Raw genomic sequence first — 23,540 nt, 5'->3', positions numbered from 1 at the left:
AATTAGAAAGGAGCAAGTAAAATGAAAAACAGTGTAAAAGTTATTGGCGTCGATATGATAAAGTTTACAAAACCTGGAACACAGGAACCGTATGAAATAATGGCTTCTAAAGCAATCTTAGGTGCAATTAAAGATGCTGGGATTGATTACAAAGAAATTAAACAGGCATATGCTAGTTATGTTTATGGTGACAGTACTTCTGGACAAGCTGCTCTTTACAAGGTAGGAATGACAGGGATTCCAGTGATCAATGTAAACAATAACTGCTCCTCTGGTTCGACAGCATTATTTTTAGCTCGTCAAGCAGTACAATCTGGAGTAGTTGACTGTGCACTTGCTTTTGGTTTTGAAGAAATGAAGCCAGGTCCATTGTCAGATGTGTGGGGAGACAGAACTAGTCCTTTAAAGTCATTTACAGATCGCTTAGATACATTAGACCCTGATGCTCCTTCCAATATTGGTGCAGCAAGAATCTTTGGTGCAGCGGGCAGTGCGTATATCAGTAAATACGGAGCATATCCGGACATTTTTGCTAAAGTAGCAGTTAAAACACGCAGCCACGCTGTCAATAACCCATATGCCATTTTTAATAAACCACTAACCGTGGAAGAAGTTTTAAATTCTCCAGTCATCTATCCGCCATACATGACAAGATTAATGGCATGTCCTCCATCCTGCGGGGCAGCTGCTGCAATTGTATGTTGTGAAGAATTTGCAAGAAAACATGGACTTCAGGATGCAGTTGAGATTGTATCACAAGCAATGGCTACCGATACAGCTGAATCATATTTAGATGAGATTCATATCGTCGGAGCTGAAATGACTAGAAGAGCTTCAAAAGAAGTATATGAAAAAGCAGGCATCGGACCTGATGATGTAGATGTTATTGAATTACATGACTGTTTTACACCGAACGAGGTCATCACTTATGAAGGTTTGGGCTTATGTGGAGAAGGTGAAGCAGAAACCTTCATTAATAATGGCGACAATACCTATGGCGGCAAATTTGTCATTAACCCATCTGGGGGTCTAATGTCGAAAGGCCATCCTCTCGGTGCAACAGGTTTGGCGCAATGTACCGAATTGGTATGGCAATTACGAGGACAAGCTGGCAATCGCCAAGTCAAAAATGCGAGAGTTGCCCTGCAGCATAACCTAGGCCTTGGCGGTGCTGTAGTAGTTACGATGTATAAGGTAAGTTTTTAGTGGATTTGCAAACGAAATAAAAAAGGGGCAGAGATGATGGCAGCTAACTATATTCAAAATGAACATAAAATCTTTAGAGAATCTGTTCGAAAATTCTTAGAAAAAGAAGCTGTTCCTTATTATGACCAATGGGAACGTGAGGGTATTATTCCTCGTGAGTTTTGGAGGAAATTTGGAAATCAGGGGTTTTTATGCCCGAATGTGGATGAAAAGTATGGTGGTTTGAACGCGGACTTTGCGTATTCAGTCATTTTTAATGAAGAATTAGAACGTGTAGGTACAAGTTTAATAGGTTTAGGATTACACAATGATATCGTTGTACCATACATAATTGAATATGGGTCGGAGGAACAAAAGCAGCGTTGGCTTCCTGGTTGCGTGAGCGGTGAAAAGGTGACGGCCATTGCCATGACCGAACCTGGGGCTGGATCGGATCTCGCCAATATTAAAACCACGGCCAAAAGAGAAGGGGATTACTATATCCTAAATGGAGAAAAAACGTTTATCACGAATGGAATACATTCCGATATAGTCGTAGTGGCATGTAAAACTGATCCAAATGCCGTTCCTGCCTACAAAGGGATTAGCTTGATTGTGGTTGAACGAGGTACACCTGGCTTTTTTAGAGGAAAAAAATTGGATAAAGTTGGTTTGCACGGTCAAGATACTGCAGAATTGATTTTTCAAGATGCATGTGTTCCAGTAACCAATCTTCTGGGCGAAGAGGGTAAAGGCTTTTATTATATGATGAACAAACTCCAGCAGGAAAGGCTGATTATAGCGATTTCAGCTCAGGTTAGCGCTGAAGAAATGCTTAGAATGACAGTTGACTATGTGAAAAATCGAAAAGCCTTTGGCAAGTCCATTAGTCAATTCCAAAATACACAATTTAAGATTGCCGAGATGGCAACTGAGATTAAATTGGGTCGTAATTTCGTTGACGATCTTATTATCAAGCATATGAATGGAGAAGATGTCGTTACCCAAGTATCCATGGCGAAATGGTGGATTACCGATATGGCCAAACGTACAGCAGCAGAATGTATGCAGCTTCATGGTGGTTATGGTTTTATGGAAGAATATCCTATTGCCCGCAGGTACCGGGACATTCCTGTTGCAGCTATTTATGCTGGAACCAATCAAATCATGAAGAACATTATTGCAAAAGATCTTTTCAAAGATTAATGAGTGAAGGGCCACTAAATAAATCTAAATCTGTGAGGTGAAAACAGAAATCCTACTATCCCACTTCAATCGTTAAATTGAATTCAAGTTTGATGAAGGGGATTTCACCCCTTCATCTTATTACTTAGTTTTTTTATTCGTTTTCATCCATTTTTCAGTAGATGAGTCCCCTGTTGATGATTTTCACCTTAGCACGAGATGTTATATTGATTAGGGGGTAATCATTTTCCCAATTCATTTTATTCCATGTTTCTGGATGATGGGCGATCATCATCCTTCCGAGTCCCAATGCATCACAATTCGCTTCCTGTAAGGTTTGGATGACCGTGTCCATCTCCTTTTCAATTCTTCGAGAAATGATTCGGTTCAATTCATCCAAATCTTTTTGACTTCGCAGACTTTTTCCGTTATATTCGTTTATTTCGATGGTCAGGTTAAAACTCAATGTGACACGCGGCTTTCCGCCTTTTGTTGTGATCATGATGTCTCTTTTCGATTTTCTTGAAGTATAGGAGATGTAATTTTTGAGTTCTTTTTCTTTTCCGGAACGTACCATTAATCTTGTATTTCTGTGTTGTTTATTTTGCATCAACAATAAAAGTTCGGGGTATTCTTCTTTTAATGTTCTGCCGGTATAACGGTCGCCGTGAAACAGGGCAACCCCCGTAAAAACGATATCTTTATCCTTTAATTCAAGATACGGAAGAACGAAGTCCTTTCCTTCATCGCTGATTTTATTTTTGATGGTCTGCTGATTTTCGTGGGCGATGATGGAAATGGTTTCCGCGCTTTCGAGTAATTTGGTCAACGCCTCCCCGATTAATTTATTCTGATATTTATTTAGTTTAATGATTTCTCCCGCTTTTCCTTTTGTGACAACGACGCTTGCGGATAAGGTCAATTTCGGATCCCTTAGGTATGCATCCAAATGGGGTGTAATAGGGTCCCTCGCCAATTCTTCTCCTATTAGGATAACGCGTATTTTATTGGGAGAATAATTACCGACCGTTTTTTTATCGATTTTGATTCGGGTATCCCTTAGGGTATGACCTGAAGCGCTTACGATGCTGTTTACAGTTTCGTTTTCACCCCCTGAAATTTGTCTGGTACTCCTGAGCGCTACGGTCGTTAATATATTGTCTTTATTTATTTTATCGAAGGCTCCCGCTACGACCACCACATTTTTTCTCAAGGGATTTTGGTCCCAACATCCAGCTAACAATATTACAGATAAGCACAGCGGAATGGTTTTTTTATTCATGACTTTCCCTCTCGTTCAGTCTTTTCTTTTTGAATAGGAATGAATGCACCAATAAGTACAAAGGGATGACGATGGCAAATAATATGGCGGAAAAATTGAAAATCTTCGTTAACGGATCAATAATCCCTTTCGTTTGCGGGAGGAATCCTCCAAGTAAAAAAACGATGATGAACATGATTCGGTTGATGTTTTTTTTATTTTTCTTTTCTTTATTTTCCTTTTCTTCAAACAAATAACCCATGGCCGAATTGGCTAAATGTAAATAGATGATTGAAGAGGCGATCGACATGATGACCCAAACGGATAGGAAGATAAGGTCCAGCCTTTCGATGATCCCGTATAACGTCAAGGACTTCAGCAGAAACAAGGTGGGTTCTACGATCGTTTTGATTTCATTTCCACTAAAATAGACCGTGCATAAAATGGTGATGTATAAAAAGGTAAACGTCACAAATAAAGTGGAGAAAATCGCTGCCTTTATCTTTTTTTTGTTTACCCCTTTCACGAAGGGCCAGATGATCAAGAGGCTTTCAAAGCCAAAAAAAGACAAGATGGATCCATAGACCCCCTTCATGATATCTATGATCTTGATTTCTTGGATTGGCAGCAGGTAATTCCAATCCGCATGCTTAAACCCTCCTAAGGAAAAAAAGAAGAGAAGAAATGTAAACCAAAAGGCGAATTGGCATAAGCTTGCTACATTCCTCAGACTTTCCTTTCCGAAATATAAGCCAAACATCATTAAGATTAAAAACACAAGCCATTGAGGTGTCGATAATAAAATCCATCTGCGCATCGATGCCATGTATCCGAAACTGATAATGAAGGAAGCCAATATAAAATAGATGGCATAGGCAGCGGCACACAATTTCATGGCCCATTTCCCGAAAAGATAACGGCAAATGTCTAGGATATTCATGTTTTCGAACCGATTGAACAATAACGAATAAAGGAGTATGCATAAGATGCAAAAGCACCCAGTAAGGAGAATCGATATCCATCCATCCTGTTTGGCAAAACCATAAACCGCCGCTGGCAGACTGAGGATGCCGACACCTAGTTCTGCTTTAACAACGAAGAAAAAAAGCTGGAACGGTGTAATGGACGAATGTTCTTTACTCATCCTCTTTCCACTCTTTCTTCCCGCTTGACAGTTTTTGTCCGCTTGAATCTGTAGATGTTGGAAGCGTTTTCATCATCCAAATAGGCTTACGAATTAAGGTGTCCTTCCAATCGGAAAAACGTATCGGTGCTACCGGAGCAAAATAAGGAACACCGAACGACCTCAGTTTGATTAAATGCATAAGTACGAATGTCCAACTGAGGGTAATTCCCACAATTCCTAGAGTTGATGCTGCAATCATCATCGGAAATCCTAATATCCTCATGGAAAAACTCATTTCGTGAATGGGATTGACGAAGGATGAGATTGCCGTCAATGCGATGATGACGACCATGATGTTGGAAACGATATTAGCCTGTACAATGGCGGTTCCGATAACGAGTCCACCTACCACGCCAATGGTTTGTGAAATGGAGCTCGGAAGTCGAATTGCCGCTTCCCTCAAGAGTTCCAAAATGAGCTGCATGATGAAGGCTTCGACGATGGGTGGGAAGGGGACATAGTCAACGCTACCCTTCACCGCTGTCACCAAGTCAATCGGGATGATTTCATAATTAAACGACACGATGGCGATGTATAGAGCAGGCAGAGTGACACTCATGAAAAAACCGACAAGCCTGATGATGCGCAAAAAAGATGAGATAATCGTCCTTACATCGAAATCATCAGGTGACTGGTAATAAGAAAAAAAGGTGACAGGCATGATCAAGGTGGTTGCATCTCCTTCCACCATAACGGCGACCCTTCCTTCCATAAGATTGGCGGTAATTCGGTCGGGGCGTTCAGTCTTCAAGATTTGCGGGAAGATGGAAATGGAACTGTCCTCGATGAATTCTTCCAACTTTCCGGAGGTCAGTCCGTTTCCGATTTTAATAGACCTGATCCGTTTTTTTACGGTCCGGACAAGTTCCGCACTTGCTAAATTCTCCATATAAATGACCACAATATTCGTGCTAATGGTTTCACCAATCGGAAAAATTTCGGTCTTCAAGTCGGAAGAACGGATCCGTTTTCGGATGGTATTGATATTGGTTAAAATGCTTTCCACACATCCGTCATGGGATCCATAGACTATTTTTTCCGACATGGGCTCTGTCAAACTTCTGGTTTGAAAACTATCGGTCTCGACGATATAGGATTCCCGCATATTTTCGACGAACAGAACAGTGTTCCCATTGCTAAGCCCTTCCTCTACTTTTTTGAAGTCGTTTGTGAGTTCAATGTTGGAGATGGGAAGGTCTATTAACAGATCTCCTTCTTTTAACTCGCAAATCGGCTTGATGATTCGTTCATTGATAATCCCTTTGTCGGCGATGGTGTCGAGATAGACGATACATATTCGTCTATGATTAAAAATAAGGGTTCTTGTGCGTAAGTCGAATGTGTGAGAGAATCGTTCTTTTATCTTTTGTATATTTTGATCGACGGTTCTCTCAATGGTTCTTTCGATGTTTGTCTTTTCTGATTTTAGATTATTCGACATGACTACTCCCATAGAAAACATTTTAAGATTGATATTCTAATTATTTGTAAATGAATGGATACTATACTAGGTTTTATGAGTTCTTTTATCTTCGGATTTAAAATAAGTTATGGAGCATTTCATTACACTTGTTTTAAATTTATATTTTTTTCTTGTTTTCTTTTCACCATTATTAAATCCATTTTCATATATAGTTAACCGTTAGTTAATGAATATTGATTTTAGTGTAATTTACATTAATAGATTGAAAAGTTAAAATAATAAAAATAAACAAATTAATAATGGTTTTAGTACGAATATGTAGAGGTGCAACCTATGGTAAAAATGCTTGAAATAAGAGAATTGGTAAGATTGGTAGATCAATCGTCTCTCGAAACACTAGAAGTGAAAAATGGAGGTCTCAGAGTTTTTCTTAAAAAAGTGGACGATGTTCCCGTTTATCCCTTTAGCGATTCATCAACTCAATCTTTAAATTTAGTCGATAAGCAAACCAATGATCATTCTGATGTATGCGTAAGTGAACCAGATGATAACCCAAAGTCTCAAGTGCTCCACTCAATGAATGTTGGGACTTTTCAATCGATAGTTAAACCTGGGGACAAGGTTGAAATCGATTCCTTACTTGGTCATTGCTCGGTAAAAGGACTCCTTTTAAAGTTTGAAATTACTTCAGACTATTACGGTATTATATCTGAAGTGCTCGCCGAAGAGGGTCAGCTCATCGATTATGGACAACCCCTTTATAAAATAACTGTTGGAAAGGAACTTGGACATGTTTAAAAAGGTTCTTATTGCTAATCGAGGAGAAATAGCTGTCCGTGTGATTAGGGCGTGTAAGGAAATGGGAATATCAACTGTTGCCGTCTATTCTGAAGCCGATCGAGAAGCTCTTCATGTACAAATGGCGGATGAAGCCTATTGTATTGGACCTACGTCTTCTGCAGAGAGTTATTTGAATATGACTAATGTCATTAGCATTGCTTTACTAACAAATGCTGATGCCATCCACCCAGGTTATGGTTTTTTAGCGGAAAACGCAACTTTTGCTGAAATCTGCGCGGATTGTGACATTACCTTTATTGGGCCTGAGGCAGAAGCAATCAGAAAAATGGGTGATAAGGCGGTCGCTAGAGAGACCATGAAGAATGTAGAAGTGCCTACCGTTCCTGGAACAGATGGCTTAATTGAAAATCTTGAAGAAGCAGTTGCCATCGCTAAGGAAATTGGCTTTCCCGTTATCGTGAAGGCAACAGCTGGCGGCGGTGGAAAAGGAATGAGAGTAGCAGAAAATGAAGAGGATTTGAAGAAAGCGATCCGTCAAGCACAGAAAGAAGCTGAAACAGCCTTTGGAAACGGTAGCGTATATCTCGAGAAATATGTTGAAGAACCCAGACATGTTGAAATTCAAATCATCGGGGACATACATGGAAACGTCGTGTATTTAGGTGAACGGGACTGTTCCATCCAACGTCGCCATCAAAAACTGGTAGAAGAGGCCCCTTCGCCAGCACTTGAACAGGTAACTCGTGAAAAGATGGGCTCTGCAGCAGTAGCTGCTGCTAGAGCAGTTCATTACCATGGTGCTGGTACGGTTGAATTCTTGTTAGATAAAAATGGTCAATTTTATTTCATGGAAATGAATACCCGTATTCAGGTAGAACATCCAGTTACAGAAATGATTACGGGAATTGATCTAATTAAAGAACAAATTTCGGTTGCCGCAGGCTATCCGCTGTCCTTCAACCAAAGTGATATTAAAATGAACGGCTGGGCCATCGAATGCCGGATCAATGCGGAAAATCCGGCAAAGAATTTTATGCCCTCTCCAGGAAAAGTTGAAATGTACCTGCCTCCGGGGGGCTATGGGGTAAGAGTGGATAGTGCTATCTATCCAGGCTGTGAAATCTCTCCTTTCTATGATTCGATGGCAGCCAAACTGATCGTTTGGGGAAAAGATCGGGAAGAGGCCATCGGTCGTATGAAAAGGGCTCTTGATGAATTTGTCATCAGCGGAATCAAAACAACCATTCCGTTCCATCAAAAATTACTAGAACATGAATCCTTTGTTAAGGGACAGTTTACCACAAAATTTCTTGAGACCAATCCATTACAGATAGAGAAGTAATTTTTCTATGTATTTATTAAAAAGGGGAGAAAAGAATGTTTAAAATCCAAGAAATCAGAGAAATGATTAAGCTGGTTGATAATTCTGCCATTGAGGTTTTAGAGATCGAAGAAGGCGATTCGAGAATTTCGATTTTTAGAAATGTAGGAACCTCACAAACAGTTCCTCAGCAGATTAACTCTTCCAAGAATCAGACCAGTAACACGGTTACTGACACAACTACTGAAATACCATCTAAACAGGAGATTTCAAAAGTACAAGTTCAAGTTGCGGCAACAAGCGAAACCCTTACTGAGGTACATAATCTGGCAAAAAATGAGGAATTAAAAAACCTCTCAAAAATTGTCTCTCCCATGGTCGGTACGTTTTACAGAGCTCCAGCAGAGGATGCGCCTCCATTTGTAAAGGCAGGGGATAAAGTTGATAAACCTACTGTAGTTTGCATCCTTGAAGCGATGAAATTATTCAATGAAATTGAAGCGGAAATGGAGGGAGAGATCGTAGAAGTGTTGGTTGAAAATGGTCAACTGGTGGAACATGGTCAGCCTCTTTTTCTAGTAAAACAGACGTAATAGCTGAAAGAAAGGAGTTGATTAATAAGATGAAAGACAAATCTTTGTTTCAAGAATTTCCAACACCAACCTTTCAACAGTGGAGAGAAGCGGTAGAGAAGACCTTAAAAGGAGCCTCAATCGAGGAAAAGCTTGTGACCAACACCTACGAAGGTATTCCTCTTCAGCCGATTTATAGGCATAACGATACCGAAAATATACCGTATTTATCCACAATGCCGGGTCAATTTCCCTTTGTAAGAGGAACGACGGCAGAGGGTGATTTGGAGAAGCCCTGGGATGTCTGTCAGCAATTAGCCTTTTCAACACCTCAGGAGTTTAACAAAGCGGCAAGACATGATTTGGAAAAAGGGCAAACGATGCTGCATATGGTCTCAGACGACAAAAGATGGTTTGAACTGGAGTCTGATCAGAATACAAGCTTTGACAAGGGTGTTTCCCTTTCGACGCTGCAAGACTTTCAAAAAGCATTTCAAGACATCAATTTGGAAGAGGTTCCGGTCTTTATCGAAGCAGGATTGATTGGTCTTCCATTTTACGCCTCATTTATGGCTTATTTACAAAAGCAGCACCAAGATCCCAAAAAACTTAGAGGCTGCATCGGAATGGATCCATTGGGACAGCTCGTTACGCGAGGATCCTTGCCTTATTCTATTAATCAAGCATATGAAATGATGTCTGAAATAACCAAATGGTCCAAGCAATTTGTGCCTCATGTTCAAACGATTATCGTTGATGCCCGGCCTTATCATGAGGCGGGTGGAAATGCCGTTCAGGAATTGGCATTTGCTATTGCTGGAGGACTGGAATATCTGCGAAATCTGGAAAACTACCAAATATCTGTGGATGATGCAGCACAACGGATGCGTTTTTCTTTTTCCATTGGTTCTAATTTCTTTATGGAAATTGCTAAATTTCGGGCTGCCCGAATGGTATGGGCACGAATTGTAAAGGAGTTGGGCGGAAATGAAACTTCTCAAAAGATGTCTATTCATGCCCGGACATCGGCATGGACAAAAACCATCCAGGCTCCTTATATAAATATTTTAAGAGGTACGATCGAAGCTTTTGGGGGAATTATTGGCGGAGTTAATAGTCTAAGTGTTTCTCCTTTTGATGAACCGAATGGAGCGTCTGATGAGTTCTCTCGCCGTATCGCACGGAATACGCAACTTATATTAGAAAAGGAAGCCCATTTGGGAAAAGTGGTCGACCCAGCGGGAGGTTCTTGGTACATTGAATCATTAACATTTTCTCTGGCAGAAAAAGCGTGGGCACTCTTTCAAAAAGTGGAAGAGATGGGTGGATTGTATAATGCTCTCCAAGCGGGCTTTCCACAAGAAATGGTTGCTAAAACAGCAGATGAAAAAATGGAGAATATTAAACAAACGAAACATAAGTTCGTAGGAGTCAATATCTATCCTGAATTGAGCGAGCGTTCAATCGGAAGTCGTTTATTAAATCAGCAACATAACCCCGATCATCATAGCTCAACATTGGAAAGTGCAAAACCTGATACAGATCAACTAAATTCACTTGTTGATTCACTTTTTACTAAAGAGGCATTACAAGATTTCATCGCCAATAATTCACTCGAAAATGCCATACTGGCGGCAGAAACAGGTGCATCAATAGAAGATTTAATGGAAGTAATACAGCTGCCCGTTTCTATAACTCCTTTTGTTCGTAAATTAAGGATCCATCGCGGAGCTGAACTGTTTGAGGAATTTAGTATGAAAGGAGGAGAAGTTGAATGAACAAAATAATTGATTTTACGAAAATGCCCTTTAACGAGACATTTTCCGCATCCCTGCTACCTAAACGAACTGAGTTTGATAGTGAATGGAATAAGTTAGAGAACATTAAAGTGAAACCGCTTTATACTGCTGATGATATGAAGGGTATGGAACATTTGGGATTTGTCTCTGGGATTGCCCCGTTTTTAAGAGGGCCATATCCCGCGATGTATGTAAACCAGCCCTGGACCATCCGGCAATATGCAGGATTTTCTACAGCAGAGGAAAGCAATGCCTTCTACCGACGGAATTTAGCTGCCGGACAAAAGGGACTATCGATTGCCTTTGATTTGGCTACTCATCGGGGCTACGATTCCGATCATCCTCGTGTTGAGGGAGATGTCGGAAAAGCAGGGGTAGCGGTCGATTCGATTTTGGATATGAAAATACTATTTGATGGCATTCCATTGGATAAAATGTCAGTATCGATGACGATGAATGGTGCTGTACTGCCGATTTTGGCTTTTTATATCGTGGCAGCAGAGGAACAGGGTGTTCACCAATCACAGTTATCAGGGACCATTCAAAATGATATTTTAAAAGAATACATGGTTCGCAATACGTATATTTATCCCCCGGAAGCATCGATGAGAATTATTGCAGACATCTTTTCCTACACCTCTCAGCATATGCCGAAATTTAACAGTATCAGTATCTCTGGGTACCATATGCAGGAAGCAGGAGCGACTGCAGATATTGAATTAGGGTATACCTTGGCAAATGGTGTGGAGTATGTTCGGACGGGATTAAAAGCAGGAATGGATATTGATTCTTTTGCACCTAGGTTATCCTTTTTTTGGGCAATTGGAATGAATTATTTTATGGAAGTAGCCAAAATGCGGGCAGCCCGTTTATTGTGGGCGAAGCTGATTAAACAGTTTAATCCCAAAAAAGAAAAATCGATGGCCCTCCGTACCCATTCTCAAACATCTGGCTGGAGCCTCACAGAACAGGATCCATTTAATAATGTGACGAGAACTTGCATCGAAGCAATGGCAGCTGCCTTGGGACATACGCAATCCCTGCATACAAACGCATTGGATGAAGCGATTGCATTACCAACAGATTTTTCTGCAGGGATTGCACGTAATACGCAGCTTTATCTTCAAGAGGAAACGGGAATTTGCAATGTGGTTGACCCTTGGGGCGGATCATATTATGTAGAATCATTAACACATGAATTAGCACACAAAGCCTGGGAACATATTCAAGAGGTGGAGTCACTGGGGGGAATGGCAAAAGCAATTGAAACCGGGCTGCCAAAGATGCGGATTGAAGAGGCAGCAGCAAGACGTCAAGCCCAGATTGACTCTGGGAAAGAAACGATTATCGGGGTGAATAAATATCGATTAGAGAAAGAAGATCCCATCGATGTGCTTGAAGTGGATAATACTACCGTCCGAGCAGCGCAAATCAAGCGCCTGGAGGAGTTGCGTGTTAACCGGGATGAAGCAAAAGTACAGGCAGCACTAGAGGCGATTACCAAATCAGCAGAAACAGGTGAAGGAAATTTATTAGCTTTGGCCATTGAGGCCGCTAGGGCAAGAGCAAGCCTAGGGGAGATATCCGATGCATATGAAAAGGTGGTAGGACGTCATAAAGCGGTGATTCGCTCGATCAATGGAGTATATAGCGCCGAATATGGCGAAAAGCATGAAATGGAAATCGTAAGGAAGCAGGCTGATGACTTTGAAGCCCGGGAAGGACGCCGGCCAAGAATCATGATTGCCAAGCTCGGTCAGGATGGACATGATCGCGGGGCGAAGGTGATTGCTACTGCTTTTGCTGATCTGGGTTTTGATGTGGACATTGGTCCCCTTTTCCAAACACCAGAGGAAACGGCCCTTCAGGCAGTGGAAAATGATGTTCATGTCATCGGGATGAGTTCCTTGGCAGGCGGACATAAAACCCTGCTGCCTAAACTCGTGGCTGAATTGAGAAATTTGGGCCGGGAAGACATCGTCATTGTCGCAGGCGGCGTTATTCCTGCACAGGATTATGAATTTTTACAGGAAAATGGTGCAGCAGCTATCTTTGGTCCTGGTACCGTTATTCCAGTTGCAGCTCAAAAAGTGTTGGAAGAAATCAATCGTCGACTTGAGGATACGAACTAATGGTGCTACCGGTAAAACGACGAAAAGGTTTAACAGTGGATGACTACGAAAGAGGGATTATGCAAGGGGACCGGGCAATTCTTGCCCAGGCGATTACCTTAATAGAAAGTAATTTGCCTGCCCATAAGGAAACCGCCCAGAACCTTTTGACAAGGTTGCTTCCAAAGACTGGACGCTCCATCAGGATTGGAATTACAGGTGTCCCTGGAGCAGGGAAAAGTACTTTAATAGAGTCACTTGGGAATATGTTGTGTCAACTCGGTTATCGAGTGGCGGTGTTAGCTATAGATCCTAGCAGCACCAGGACAAAAGGCAGTATTTTGGGCGATAAGACCAGGATGGACTCCTTATCAAAGAATCCCAATGCCTTTATCCGGCCTTCTGCTTCCGGGGGTAACCTAGGAGGAATTGCCCGTAAAACAAGGGAAGCGATGCTGTTGTGTGAGGCAGCCTGTTACGATGTGATTTTAGTAGAAACGGTTGGGGTAGGTCAAAGTGAAGTAACGGTCCGATCAATGGTAGATTTTTTCTTACTCGTATTAATTACTGGTGCCGGCGATGAATTGCAGGGGATGAAAAAGGGGGTTGTGGAATTAGCGGATGCCATCGTGGTTAATAAGGCAGACGGTGACAACAAAATGAAAGCAGCCAATGTCAAGACGGAATTTAACCGTATTTTGCACTTTTTAGAGCCGGCGACGCCGGGCTGGATTAGTCAAGCCAATACTTGTTCTGCCCTGAATGGGGAAGGGTTAGAAGACATTTGGTCCATGATCAGGTCGTTTCGTCAAAATACCATTTCGTCCGGATATTTTCATGAACGTAGAAAAAAACAAAAGTTGGATTGGATATATAGCATGGTCGAGGAACATCTGAGAGCTAGTTTTTATAAGAATGCTGAAGTGTTACTGTGTACTCCAGAGATCGAAAAATCTGTCGAAAAGGGGTCATTAACGGCGACAAATGCAGCGGTAAAATTATTAGAAATTTTCGAAAACAGTACATCACCTACAAAGTCATCGAGAGAGGAAGTGGAGAGAACCAATGAGCACAGTTTATGAGAAACTTCATGATTTATGGGATCGGAAGAGTAAGATTGAGCTTGGCGGCGGCGGCGACCGAATTGAGATTCAGCATAATCGCGGAAAACTAACAGCAAGGGAACGGATTGATTTATTGCTCGATGATCATTCTTTTGTGGAATTAAATCCATTCATACAGCACCGTGCCACTAACTTTGGAATGGATCGATCAGATGCTCCGGGAGAAGGGGTTGTAACGGGGTACGGAAAAATCCATGGCCGCCTTGTCTATGTATTTGCCCAGGACTTTACTGTTTTTGGCGGAGCATTGGGAGAGATGCACGCCACTAAGATTTGCAAAATTATGGATTTGGCTGCCAAAAATGGGGCACCGATCATTGGTTTAAATGATTCTGGCGGCGCAAGGATTCAAGAAGGAGTAGTCTCTTTAGACGGATACGGCCAAATCTTTTATCGAAATGCAATCTATTCAGGGGTTATCCCGCAAATCTCTGTGATTATGGGTCCTTGTGCAGGCGGGGCCGTTTATTCTCCAGCGATTACAGATTTTGTGTTTATGGTGGAAAAAACCAGTCAAATGTTTATTACAGGACCAAAGGTCATTGAAACGGTAACAGGGGAAAATATTTCTGCTGAGAATCTTGGCGGGGCGAAGGTACATTCCTCCATTAGCGGATGCGCCCATTTTACCGCAGATTCTGAACCAGAGGTTTTGGAAGATGTACGAAGATTAATTTCATTGCTGCCTCAAAATAATCTGGAGAAGTCTCCGTCTCAGGAATGCAGGGAAGACGATGATTGGCGGGAGGATTTGCTTGACCTGGTACCTCTCAATGGAACGAAAGTATATGACATTCGAAAGGTTATAGAACAAGTATTGGATCGTGGAGAGTTCATGGAAGTGCAGAAAGATTATGCCAAAAACATTGTCGTTGGTTTTGGACGAATGGCTGGAAACAGTGTTGGGATTGTTGCCAATCAGCCTAAAGTTATGGCGGGCGGACTGGATATTAACTCTTCAGATAAGACGGCTAGATTTATTCGATTCTGTGACTCTTTCAATATTCCGATTATCACGTTTGAAGACGTTACTGGCTTTTTCCCGGGGGTCAATCAGGAGCATGGAGGAATCATTCGTCATGGAGCCAAAATTCTATACGCCTATTCCGAAGCAACCGTTCCAAAAATAACGGTTATTCTTCGAAAGGCATTTGGCGGTGCCTATGTGGCGATGAATTCAAAATCAATCGGAGCGGATATTGTCTATGCCTGGCCAAATTCAGAAATCGCCGTTATGGGTCCGGAAGGAGCAGCAAATATCATTTTTGCTAAGGAAATTAACCAAAGCAACAATCCAGTAGAAACACGAGCAGAAAAAATAGAAGAATATCGTAACAAGTTTGCCAACCCTTATGTGGCGGCATCTCACGGGATGGTCGATGACGTGATCGATCCACGGGATACACGAAAAGTGCTTTTACAAACTTTAGAAATGCTAAAAACAAAAAAAGAAACTAGACCGCAAAAAAAACACGGGAATATTCCGTTGTAAGGAATCTATTATGGGAGGATTACCATGTCTCCATTGGTAAGTTGGGTGAAGCAGGGGAAGATTGCCATCCTAAGGTTTAGCAATTCTCCTGCCAATGTCGTAAATGTTGAATTTTTATTTGATTTGAATCTCTGTTTAAAAGAGATTGAATTGGAAAAATCGGTTGAAGCAATAGTTGTAATGAGTACGAGTGAGATTACCTTTGCAACAAGTGAATTAGAACGGGGGGATCATGCGGATGGATCTTTAAAAAGTCAACTCCTCGAAAAAGCAGTTCAAACAATGAAAGAACAGTCTTTTCCGTCTATCGCGATTATTTCTGGATATGCGACAGGTGAGGGGTTCGAAATGGCTCTTGCCTGTGATTATCGTGTCGCAACGAAATCAGCAAGGTTTGGTTTTTCAAATGGGGCCATTCGAACAAAGGATAGTGAGGCTACCTTGAAATCGTTGATTGGATATGAAAAAGCAAAAGAAGTAAGGGTATTTAGGCAAATTTATGGGGGAATTGAAGCAAAAAAGATCGGGATTGTTGACCAATTAATCAGTGCTCCACCTCTATTCAATGAAGAAATAGTTGTGGAAAAATTTGTTAATAACCAGTTAGGAAAAATGATTAAAGCGGGGAAGCGGTTCAAGCAGAGCAGTTCAAAAAAAAATGAACTTATTAAGGAGATATAGGATAAATGAACATATTAGTTATGTTGAAACAAACGTTTGATACGGAAGAAAAAATTGTGATTCAAAATGGCAGTATCTGTGAAGATGGGGTAAATTTTATCATCAATCCTTATGATGAATATGCTATTGAGGAAGCGATTAAACTGCGAGATGAGCACGGCGGTGAGGTCACCGTTATAACAGCTGGACCGGAACGCGCTGAAAATGCGCTGCGGACAGCACTGGCCATGGGGACGGATAAAGCAGTCCTGATTGAAAGCGATGATCTTGATGAATACGGTACTGCCAAAATCCTTGCGGCAGCTATTAAAAAACGTGAATTTGACATCATACTATGCGGAAATGTAGCCGTGGATTATGGTTCAGGACAAATTGGTCCACGTCTCGCTGAAGAACTTGACATAGCCCAGGCAACGACGATTACGAAACTGGACATAGAGGGAAATAATGCCATTATTGAACGGGACGTAGAAGGAGATAAAGAGGTGATACAAGTTCCTCTTCCAGTTCTGATAACAGCACAACAAGGGTTAAATGAACCTCGTTATCCTTCCTTGCCTGGGATTATGAAAGCGAAGAAAAAGCCAATCGAGCATTTAGAGCCAGAGGATTTAGATGTTGATGAAGATATAGAAGTAAAAACGGTTGTCACCGAGACGTTTTTTCCACAAAAAAAGAAAGCAGGTCGTATCCTAAACGGGGATATCAAAGATCAAGTTTCTGAACTAGCCGCACTACTACGAAGTGAAGCGAAGGTAATTTAATAACTTAGGAGGATGAGAGCATATGAGAAAAGTTCTAGTATTAACAGAAGCAAAAGCCGGAAATTTAAGAGGGGTTTCACTTGAGGTGTTAACAGCTGCGCAGCGGATTGCTGAAGGCGGAGAAATTATTGCGATTGCAATAGGTAGTGATGCGACTCATTATGCCAAAGTTTTAGGGAAACATGGTGCAAATAAAGTATATATTATTGGCAACACAGAACTGGACGTTTATACAACAGATGGATATTCTCAAGCATTACGCCAAGTAATAGATGATGTTGAGCCAGATGCAATTTTATTTCCACATACTGCAATCGGGAAAGATCTAGCACCGCGCCTTGCGGCTCGTTTTGGACTTGGTCTTGTCTCGGATATTATTGATGTTCAGATAGAAAATGGTGATGTACTCTTTACACATCCTATTTACTCAGGCAAAGCGTTTCAGAAAAAGAAAGTTGTTTCTGGTATCCCATTTGCAACCGTGCGACCAAATAATATTCCCTTGAATGAAGTTGACGGTACGATTGAAATTGTCCGTTTTAATGTTGAACTTAAAGACCTGCGTACAATAGTGAAGGAAGTAGTCCGAAAAACCACAGGTGGTGTCGATTTATCAGAGGCGAAGATTGTTATCTCAGGAGGCCGCGGGGTTAAATCAGCCGATGGTTTTAAACCGCTTCAGGAACTTGCGGAGGTTCTTGGCGGTGCAGTAGGAGCATCCCGTGGTGCATGTGATGCAGAATACTGCGATTACTCTTTGCAAATTGGACAGACGGGAAAAGTGGTAACCCCTGATTTATACATTGCCTGCGGGATATCAGGTGCCATTCAGCATTTGGCTGGGATGTCCAATTCTAAGGTTGTAGTAGCAATAAACAAAGATCCTGAGGCACCAATCTTTCAAATAGCGGACTTTGGTATTGTTGGTGATTTATTTGAAGTAATTCCACTTCTTACCGAAGAATTCAAAAAAGTATTGGTAAACTCTTAAAAATATTGAAATCTATACTCAAAATAAATGAATAATTGAAAACGCATTCAAAAGTGGGGTTTGAAAATTTTTAATAGAGTTGCGATATAACAAGGCTGGACGGTGACTAGGTTTCAAAAATAAGGGGGTTACCATTTTGTTATTAAGAAAAATGGTAGAAGAATTTGAAACGATAAAAAAAAATATGACTGCAGCCAGAAAGCAATATGGAAATCATCATCACAGTGTAAGTGAATATCGGAATCAATTATATGATTTATATAATCGATATTTCGGAGAAAATATAACGGACAATTTAAAAAAGAAAAATGATCATTACTAGTGTTTAAGTAAGGAAATGCCCTAAACTGAAAAAAGCTGAACCTTCTAGCACTATGCCCTTAATTTCAACAAGGGGAGAGGTTTTAAATGCAAACTTTACGTGAAAAAGCATTAAAAATGAATAAAGATAACCGAGGAAAACTTGGTGTTTACTCTAAAGTAGATATAAAGGATGCTAGTGATTTAAGTCTCGCCTATTCTCCTGGTGTGGCAGAGCCCTGCATGGACATATATGAAGATGAAAACAAAGTATATGATTACACTATGAAGGGAAATCTTGTGGCTGTTGTTTCAGACGGGTCGGCTGTACTAGGTCTTGAGAATATTGGCCCAAAAGCGGCCATGCCTGTTATGGAAGGGAAAGCATTATTATTCAAATCATTTGCCGATGTTGATGCATTCCCGATCTGCTTAGACACCACTAACCCAGATAAAATTGTTGAGATTGTGAAACTGCTAGAGCCAACTTTTGGGGGAGTAAATTTAGAAGACATTGCTGCGCCTCAATGTTTCGAAATTGAAGAGAGGTTACGAGCATCTTGTGAAATCCCAATTTTTCACGATGATCAACATGGTACTGCCATTGTGACTGCAGCCGGGTTAATCAACGCTCTTAATCTCGCAAATAAAAAAATTGAAGATATTCGTGTAGTGGTGAATGGTGCGGGTGCCGCAGGTGTAGCAATCGTCAAACTTTTCCTTCATATGGGTGTAAAAGATGTCATCCTGTGTGATACAAAGGGAATCATTTTTAAAGGCCGCTTAACTGGAATGAATAAATTTAAAGAAGAGCTGGCGTGCATCACGAATACGGAGCAAAAGCAGGGTACCCTAGCGGATGCACTAGTTGGGGCAGATGTGTTTGTTGGTGTATCTGCTGCAGGTGCCGTTACCAAAGAAATGGTTCGTTCTATGAAGGAAAACTCCATCATATTTGCGATGGCAAATCCGGTGCCTGAAATACTGCCGGAGGATGCAAAAGAAGCTGGTGCACTAGTAGTCGGCACTGGACGATCGGATTTCGCTAATCAGATCAATAACGTATTGGCCTTTCCAGGCATCTTTCGAGGAGCTTTAGACATTCAGGCAAAGGAAATCAATGAAGAAATGAAACTAGCAGTCGTTAATGCAATCGCTGAATTGATTTCCAAGGAAGAACTTCAAGCAGATTATGTCATTCCAAATCCATTTGACCGCCGGGTAGTATCGCAAGTTTCAGCAGATGTTGCTAAAGCTGCGATGGAAACAGGCGTTTCCCGAAAAATGTTAAAAGTGTAGAAATCCATTTCATTTATTAGCGGAGGGAGCTTGGTTGATCTTTTCAAAAGATGTTCTTTACCTGATATTTTTTAGGCAATTTGAGTATTACATTTTTAGTTTACTTGGAATGATGCTCGCTGTCTTACTATTGATGGCAAATATCAATTTATATAGATTAAACAACAAATTGTTACAAATGAATAGGATGGTGGAAGGCAGTGAAGCAAACTACCGACTTATAGCTGAGAATACTTCAGACCTGATCATGGTGATGGATAAAGATTTTTCGATTCGATATCTATCACCTTCTCATAAATATGTATTGGGATACGAGGTTTCCGAACTGGAGAGTACAGAATTATCTAAGGTAATTCATCCGGATGATATAGATATAATAAGGAAAACAATGAATAAGATGCTTGAAAAAAAAGATCCTTATACGATTGAATGCAGATTACAGCACCAAAATGGGGAATTTATAGATTTAGAGTCTCGTTGTATTCCTGTTAAAGGGGGAGACGAATCTATTGAACATTTCGTACTTATAAGTCGGGATATCACTGAACGTAAAAAATCAGAAGAAATGATTATTCAATCTGAAAAACTATCTATAGTTGGTGAATTAGCTGCTGGAGTAGCACATGAAATAAGGAATCCGCTAACTACCATAAAAGGGTTTATACAACTTTATCATAAGGAAAAAAATCGTAGTGAAATTTCGGAGCTGCTGCTTAGTGAACTGGAACGTATTGAAACCATTACAAGCGAACTTCTTTCATTGGGAAAACCACAAGCAATCCAACTAATTCGATTGAATGTATGTGAATTAATAAAAAACAGCCTTAATTTAATTTCTCCTCAATCCAAGATGAATAATATTCATTTTAAATTAAGTATAGAAGACTCGGCCATTTTTGTAATTGGTGAGAAGAATCAATTAAAGCAGGTTTTCCTCAATTTAATACGGAACAGTTCGGAAGCAATGATTGAAGGCGGAGAGATTCATATTAATGTCAGGAAGAATACTGATGGTGAGTGTATGATTTCCTTTAAGGACCACGGATGCGGCATACCTGAAGAACTTATTCCACGGTTAGGAGAGCCGTTTTACACCTTGAAAGAAAAGGGAACTGGACTTGGATTAATGATCTGTCATAAAATTATTAAACAGCATAATGGGAGAATTTCCTATCAAAGTAAACTGAACGAAGGAACTCTAATTGAGATTACCTTACCGTTAGCGAGTTGAATATGTATTATAAATGTATTTTACATATATTGTAGAAATAGGGTTAAATATGTGTAAATTACACATATGAGTAAATAGGTGCTTTCCGTGGTAAAACATCATCATCTATTTAAGAATAGGGGCATTTTTATGAGTGAGCAAGAAGAAATTTTGCTTTTAAAAACTACTAAAATTCTAAGGAAAGATACAAGCATGATGAATTTAAACGATATTATTGAGGAACTTGTACTGATTATAGAATCTTATATTATGGATAAATGATTGTTTGGTTATCACAGGTATCCTAAGTCATTTTAAGGAAAAAGGGATATGATATGTGTGCGGGTATAAAGAAACAAAGAATTAACTGCTGAGGAACAATTTGAATTGATTCCAAAGTCTTTCAAATATTGACGATTAGACCTATTCCCATTCAAGAATCGGTCTTTTGATCCCTTTTTAGAAGATTCTGAATGCGCCTCAGGTAATCAATCTGAACGTTTACAGAGACAGACTTTCCAGTGCGTTTATATTTTTTCTTTGCAATTCCAAATAGTTTTATAAAGATTAAAAGAGTGAATTGGTGCGGCTGGTATGGTTGTTATTTTTGTTGAAAAAGAATACATGCCGATTTGTTTTTCTTTTCCGCTTGATACGGAGGTCACTTTCCAGTAGTAGTGTGTATCCGGCTTTAGTTTATCTAATATGATTGTCGACGAAGTAACTGTTTGATCAGAGACTATATGATTAAAGCTAGAGTCGGTTGCTATTATCACATGATAGTTATTCGTCCTGTCCTGAGACTCCCAGTTTAATAAAACATTAGAAGGATTAATTTTGTTTAACAGTGGGAAAACAAATGGTTCCCACTGTTAAAAATGTAAGTAAACATGGTCAAATCTTATTATTTCTGACGAACAGCTTGTAATGGGACAGCAAATTCTATAGGACCGTAAGTGGAACTAATGTGGTTCCAACTGTCGTATATCCAACAGGAGCGACTCGCTGACCCTTACCAGCCCCACAACCAATTTACAGAACGCCACTATTGACCAACTGGCCAATTTTCAAAAAGCGGATATCAAATGATGCTGAAGATGGTTATCCATTTCAATCACCTCTTATTAATATTTGATCAAGAGTTAGGTTCAGTTCTGATAATAATAATTACAAAATGATAAATAAATTTTAAGGGATTCTAAAAAATACGGAAAATACTATATTAAACCTAAGCACTGAACATTTGCTAGAAGCATTTAATTCTGCTATTAAGTTAAATCTTAGCAAACTTTATACTGCTATTGGCTAATGAGTTAAACACACGAATTATTATTGAATCACCCAAAAATGACTATTTATATGCTAGTAAGGTGATTAAAGGAACGTTGATCGAGATTAAGCTGCAGTTGGCGGATTAATTATAATAATTAATAGAATGGAACTGCTCAAAATGATGGTCAGTTTTTTATTCCATTACACATAACACTAGATTCAGAGGGAGTATTTTTGGTTAATAGATTGACTTATCTGAACAAACTATGATATAAACACCATAAGTTATTTTAGTACTTAAAAGCATGAAAGTTAAAAATGATATTCTTAATTGATGGAAACAGGGGGAAAAACGATCATGGAACAACGCACCAAAATATTAGACTGTACTATTCGAGACGGAGGCTTGGTTAACAATTGGGACTTCAGTGTCGAATTTGTTCAAGATTTGTATAATGGACTTAGTGAAGCCGGTGTTGAATACATGGAGATCGGCTACAAAAATTCTCCAAAGCTTCTTAAAGCGACTGAGCCAAATCCATGGAGATTTCTAGACGATAATTTCCTAAAAGAAATTATTCCTGAGAAAAAGTTTACCAAGCTTTCTGCTTTAGTAGACATCGGGCGTGTTGATCCAAATGACATTCTGCCGCGGGAGCAAAGCGTTTTAGATATGATTCGGGTAGCCTGCTATATCCGCGAAGTAGATAAAGGCTTAGAGCTTGTTCAAATGTTTCATGATTTGGGCTATGAGACTTCCTTAAACATCATGGCGCTATCCAGTGTACCGGAACAACAGCTGATTAAAGCGTTTCAATTGGTGAAAGAGAGTCCTGTCGATGTTGTTTACATTGTTGATTCTTTCGGAAGCTTAGATCCCGTTGATATCGACCACCAGGTGAAAAAGTTCAAAGAGTTGATTCCTAACAAGCAGCTGGGTATCCATACCCATAACAACATGCAGCTGGCATTCGCTAATACTTTGACTGCAATTCGAAATGGCGTTACATTTTTGGATTCTTCCGTATATGGCATGGGGCGTGCTGCCGGTAACTGTAACACAGAGCTTCTTGTCAGCTACATTCAAAAACCAAGCTATGAGCTTAAGCCAGTTCTTGGCATAATTGAGAAGCATATGTTGGAAATGCGCCAACAGTGGGAGTGGGGCTACATCATTCCTTATATGATTTCTGGTGTACTAAATGAGCATCCACGTGTCGCAATGGCGTATCGGGATAGCGAAGACCGTGATAAATTTGTTGATTTTTATGATAAGGTAACATCACCCGAGGTTGCTCTGGCTCCAAATTTAAAATAGGTCGAAAATGAAAAACTCGCCAATCTTGAACTGCCTCAACTTGTTGGTCTCATTCTAACAATGATGGGAGCAGTTCAAGTGAGCGAGTTTTGTTTATGTCTTGAATTGAATCCGCTTCCATGGTATTATAAAAACCATCAATTGTGAACAAGTTGTGAATTTTAAGAAGACTTATTATTTTCAAATTTAACTGGAAGCATAGGAGTTTAGTGAATAAATTTAATTAAGACTTTTACCGAATGACA

At 40.2% G+C, this 23,540-nt stretch carries 21 protein-coding genes; 17 read left to right on the top strand and 4 right to left on the bottom strand.

All coding sequences use genetic code 11. The features are described 5' to 3' along the window. The first annotated feature begins 21 nt into the window (after positions 1 to 21). Both ACIFOT_RS04555 and ACIFOT_RS04550 read left to right on the top strand, forming a co-directional pair. The gene (locus ACIFOT_RS04555) at positions 22 to 1,206 is read left to right on the top strand and encodes a lipid-transfer protein (RefSeq protein ID WP_430062194.1); all 1,185 of its coding nucleotides are present in this window, start codon (positions 22 to 24) and stop codon (positions 1,204 to 1,206) included. Between the two features lie 36 nt (positions 1,207 to 1,242). Beyond that, positions 1,243 to 2,391 (top strand): acyl-CoA dehydrogenase family protein, encoded by a 1,149-nt coding sequence (locus tag ACIFOT_RS04550; RefSeq protein WP_430062296.1) that lies wholly within the window; start codon positions 1,243 to 1,245, stop codon positions 2,389 to 2,391. Between the two features lie 154 nt (positions 2,392 to 2,545). On the opposite strand, the gene ACIFOT_RS04545 is transcribed toward ACIFOT_RS04550, so the two are convergent. Genes ACIFOT_RS04545 through ACIFOT_RS04535 form a run of 3 tightly spaced genes read right to left on the bottom strand, consistent with a single transcriptional unit; the run spans position 2,546 to position 6,258 of the window. Continuing rightward, complete coding sequence (locus ACIFOT_RS04545) at positions 2,546 to 3,652, bottom strand: Ger(x)C family spore germination protein (RefSeq protein ID WP_430062191.1); 1,107 nt, start codon at positions 3,650 to 3,652, stop codon at positions 2,546 to 2,548. Further along, positions 3,645 to 4,775 carry a GerAB/ArcD/ProY family transporter gene (locus ACIFOT_RS04540; protein WP_430062188.1) on the bottom strand — a complete coding sequence of 377 codons (1,131 nt, stop codon included), beginning with the start codon at positions 4,773 to 4,775 and terminating at the stop codon, positions 3,645 to 3,647. Before ACIFOT_RS04540 ends, ACIFOT_RS04545 begins: the two co-directional genes overlap by 8 nt. Beyond that, positions 4,768 to 6,258 carry a spore germination protein gene (locus ACIFOT_RS04535; RefSeq protein WP_430062185.1) on the bottom strand — a complete coding sequence of 497 codons (1,491 nt, stop codon included), beginning with the start codon at positions 6,256 to 6,258 and terminating at the stop codon, positions 4,768 to 4,770. Before ACIFOT_RS04535 ends, ACIFOT_RS04540 begins: the two co-directional genes overlap by 8 nt. A gap of 315 nt (positions 6,259 to 6,573) precedes the next feature. Between ACIFOT_RS04535 and ACIFOT_RS04530 the strand changes: the two genes are divergently transcribed. The 14 genes from ACIFOT_RS04530 to ACIFOT_RS04465 all read left to right on the top strand — a co-directional run bounded on the left by ACIFOT_RS04530 (position 6,574) and on the right by ACIFOT_RS04465 (position 20,987). Then, positions 6,574 to 7,038, top strand: a complete 465-nt coding sequence (locus ACIFOT_RS04530) for an acetyl-CoA carboxylase biotin carboxyl carrier protein (protein ID WP_430062182.1) — start codon at positions 6,574 to 6,576, stop codon at positions 7,036 to 7,038. Next, the gene (gene accC / locus ACIFOT_RS04525) at positions 7,031 to 8,383 is read left to right on the top strand and encodes an acetyl-CoA carboxylase biotin carboxylase subunit (protein WP_430062179.1); all 1,353 of its coding nucleotides are present in this window, start codon (positions 7,031 to 7,033) and stop codon (positions 8,381 to 8,383) included. Before ACIFOT_RS04530 ends, accC begins: the two co-directional genes overlap by 8 nt. A 35-nt stretch (positions 8,384 to 8,418) precedes the next feature. Further along, positions 8,419 to 8,955 (top strand): acetyl-CoA carboxylase biotin carboxyl carrier protein, encoded by a 537-nt coding sequence (gene accB, locus ACIFOT_RS04520; RefSeq protein ID WP_430062176.1) that lies wholly within the window; start codon positions 8,419 to 8,421, stop codon positions 8,953 to 8,955. Between the two features lie 29 nt (positions 8,956 to 8,984). Continuing rightward, positions 8,985 to 10,712 (top strand): acyl-CoA mutase large subunit family protein, encoded by a 1,728-nt coding sequence (locus ACIFOT_RS04515; RefSeq protein WP_430062173.1) that lies wholly within the window; start codon positions 8,985 to 8,987, stop codon positions 10,710 to 10,712. After that, complete coding sequence (gene scpA / locus ACIFOT_RS04510; RefSeq protein WP_430062170.1) at positions 10,709 to 12,865, top strand: methylmalonyl-CoA mutase; 2,157 nt, start codon at positions 10,709 to 10,711, stop codon at positions 12,863 to 12,865. Before ACIFOT_RS04515 ends, scpA begins: the two co-directional genes overlap by 4 nt. Next, complete coding sequence (gene meaB, locus ACIFOT_RS04505) at positions 12,865 to 13,926, top strand: methylmalonyl Co-A mutase-associated GTPase MeaB (RefSeq protein ID WP_430062167.1); 1,062 nt, start codon at positions 12,865 to 12,867, stop codon at positions 13,924 to 13,926. The genes scpA and meaB overlap by 1 nt, the downstream gene beginning before the upstream one ends. Next, positions 13,910 to 15,460, top strand: coding sequence for an acyl-CoA carboxylase subunit beta (locus ACIFOT_RS04500; RefSeq protein ID WP_430062164.1), 1,551 nt, complete (start codon positions 13,910 to 13,912; stop codon positions 15,458 to 15,460). Before meaB ends, ACIFOT_RS04500 begins: the two co-directional genes overlap by 17 nt. Positions 15,461 to 15,484: 24 nt before the next feature. Further along, positions 15,485 to 16,141 (top strand): enoyl-CoA hydratase/isomerase family protein, encoded by a 657-nt coding sequence (locus ACIFOT_RS04495; protein ID WP_430062161.1) that lies wholly within the window; start codon positions 15,485 to 15,487, stop codon positions 16,139 to 16,141. A 5-nt stretch (positions 16,142 to 16,146) separates the two neighbouring features. Further along, positions 16,147 to 16,905, top strand: coding sequence for an electron transfer flavoprotein subunit beta/FixA family protein (locus tag ACIFOT_RS04490; RefSeq protein ID WP_430062158.1), 759 nt, complete (start codon positions 16,147 to 16,149; stop codon positions 16,903 to 16,905). 22 nt (positions 16,906 to 16,927) lie between these two features. Then, on the top strand, positions 16,928 to 17,896 hold the full coding sequence (locus ACIFOT_RS04485) for an electron transfer flavoprotein subunit alpha/FixB family protein (protein WP_430062155.1): 969 nt from the start codon (positions 16,928 to 16,930) through the stop codon (positions 17,894 to 17,896). A 136-nt stretch (positions 17,897 to 18,032) separates the two neighbouring features. Further along, entirely contained in the window at positions 18,033 to 18,218 is a 186-nt protein-coding gene (locus ACIFOT_RS04480; protein WP_430062152.1) for a hypothetical protein, read from the top strand. Positions 18,219 to 18,304: 86 nt separating this feature from the next. Beyond that, a complete protein-coding gene (locus ACIFOT_RS04475; RefSeq protein WP_430062146.1) occupies positions 18,305 to 19,495 on the top strand; it encodes an NAD(P)-dependent malic enzyme in 1,191 nt (396 codons plus the stop codon). A gap of 34 nt (positions 19,496 to 19,529) precedes the next feature. After that, the gene (locus ACIFOT_RS04470; protein ID WP_430062142.1) at positions 19,530 to 20,726 is read left to right on the top strand and encodes an ATP-binding protein; all 1,197 of its coding nucleotides are present in this window, start codon (positions 19,530 to 19,532) and stop codon (positions 20,724 to 20,726) included. Positions 20,727 to 20,855: 129 nt separating this feature from the next. Next, a complete protein-coding gene (locus tag ACIFOT_RS04465; protein ID WP_430062139.1) occupies positions 20,856 to 20,987 on the top strand; it encodes a hypothetical protein in 132 nt (43 codons plus the stop codon). A 245-nt stretch (positions 20,988 to 21,232) separates the two neighbouring features. Here ACIFOT_RS04465 and ACIFOT_RS04460 read toward each other — a convergent pair whose 3' ends face one another. After that, positions 21,233 to 21,541 (bottom strand): fibronectin type III domain-containing protein, encoded by a 309-nt coding sequence (locus tag ACIFOT_RS04460; protein WP_430062294.1) that lies wholly within the window; start codon positions 21,539 to 21,541, stop codon positions 21,233 to 21,235. Between the two features lie 794 nt (positions 21,542 to 22,335). On the opposite strand from ACIFOT_RS04460, the gene ACIFOT_RS04455 reads away from it, so the two are divergent. Continuing rightward, on the top strand, positions 22,336 to 23,295 hold the full coding sequence (locus ACIFOT_RS04455; protein WP_335716408.1) for an aldolase catalytic domain-containing protein: 960 nt from the start codon (positions 22,336 to 22,338) through the stop codon (positions 23,293 to 23,295). Positions 23,296 to 23,540 lie beyond the last annotated feature (245 nt).

Source organism: Neobacillus sp. NRS-1170, assembly GCF_050468025.1.
The sequence above is the reverse complement of the archived record's forward strand: the minus strand, read 5'-3'. Positions and strand labels throughout refer to the sequence as shown.